This is a genomic window from Brevibacillus sp. FW301-21C12A (assembly GCF_058788915.1).
Genome location: NZ_JBYTBG010000103.1, coordinates 1 through 1,729 on the forward strand (window position 1 = coordinate 1; position 1,729 = coordinate 1,729).

The 1,729-nt window shown below is 38.6% G+C and carries 2 protein-coding genes; both read right to left on the reverse strand.

The annotated features are described in order from the left end of the window. Positions 1 to 224: 224 nt before the first annotated feature. Entirely contained in the window at positions 225 to 809 is a 585-nt protein-coding gene (locus AC3WQH_RS25400; RefSeq protein ID WP_026557906.1) for a hypothetical protein, read from the reverse strand. Between the two features lie 17 nt (positions 810 to 826). Continuing rightward, entirely contained in the window at positions 827 to 1,411 is a 585-nt protein-coding gene (locus AC3WQH_RS25405) for a matrixin family metalloprotease (protein WP_238504450.1), read from the reverse strand. Between the last annotated feature and the right edge of the window lie 318 nt (positions 1,412 to 1,729).

Sequence of the window (1,729 nt, forward strand, 5' to 3'; positions counted from 1 at the left end):
CTGACTTTGCTGTTTTGGAACCAAATCTGCATATTATTCATGATTTCTTGTATATTTCTCATTCGTTCAGCAAGCCCCAATTATATCCCGGCGGTGCATAAGTGGATTTTCACAGAAAAAACCCCCTCTGTTTGCTGGCACCAGCTAAACAAGTAAGGGGGTTCGCGACGATGGATGTCCTTCCGTGTACATAAAAATCTTGACAGACAGACTCTCTTTTGGGGCTATTCCATTTTGTACTTAATGGAAACTTCTTCATTCAACTTGTCAAACTGAGGAAAGTTATAATGTTTAAATTCGTCCTTGTACGCGTAATTCAGACTTTTACTTGCTTCATCGAGAGGAAACTTGCCCTGGATCACGCCCAAGGGGGCCAGGTTGTTAAAATAGGTGTTTTTCTTCAGGAATAAAACATACTTCTTTTCATTTTGCATCAGGCGATAACCTTCAATCGTCCGCTGCTGTTTTCCGATGACACCGTCTTTTATGATGATACTAGGCTCCCAGACCTCGACTTCATCGCCGACAGCGAGCTTTTCATCCAAATTATTTTTAAATATTTTTTGAACCTTCACCATTCTTTTTGTGGAATAATCATCAATTTCGCCATTTTCATGATACCTGATATAGTTTTCAGTCTTATTCGTTGCTTCTCCAATAATAATCAGGTCGGCATCTTTCTCCAAATCCTTTACGCTCTCATACACAGTAACGGAAGCGTGAGAGTTTCTCACTTCTACCTGATTGTCCAGGTAAACGTATCCAGCTACAAGCGAAGTTGTTAAAGCCATTACAATTTTTCCAAGCATGTTTGTTTCCCTCCAAGTTATTTCCATCTATTTTTCAAGTGGGTTTTGTCTGCCTTTTGAGGCTCATTAAAAGAAAGTTCTCCTGGTTTCATGACTGATACATCATCCATGTTATGCGCCAAACTTAAAGAATGACCAAATTCATGCACAGCCACTTTCTTTTTAAAGCTGGAGGAACGATTTTTTATTTGCTGCAGATTAAGTCTAATGTTCCCTAAACTCCAATCCTCGAAATTGTTGCCATCAAAATTTAAATTTCCTTTTGAATCAGTATAATAAGGCTCCCATTGTCCGTCCCAAAACTGAGAGTAGTAAGAAACATAAACTCTGACCTGTGAATCATTTTTTTTTGAAACTTGAGAAAGTGAAACACTGGTTGATATATTATTCCAGGACGAGGCTCCAAAATTTATGATAGAAGTATAGCCAGCATCGGAAACGGAGGAATCCAACCAATATTTCAAATCACTGACCTTGTCCCCAGTATTAAATCCACCTCTCCACACATGGCAACTGGAATCGTTGCAACGATCATCATGGGCAGCAGCACTTGTAGATAAAAAAGAGATACTTGCCAGAAGTGATAATGATAGCAGTTTCATTTTTTTCACTGATTTTCTACCTCCAAAACTAAGCTTACCAATTTGAAATCCTAAATTCTCCAATAATCATTGTAATGGGGGCTCTGTTAGCTGGACCACGCATCACATCGCTTGGCTTGGGGCAACAAAACGCCTAGATGTGCGGAAAAGCTTTAGCAAACCAAACAACATATTGAACGTATTAAGTAAGAATCTCACCTTCTTTTGATTGTGTACAATTTATTATCAAAACTAAGCTTTTTTTAGCTCTTCACCATTAAACGTGCTTGATCTTCCTCTAGCGTAGTTTTTCACTTTTTTATATGGCTGGTTTACACT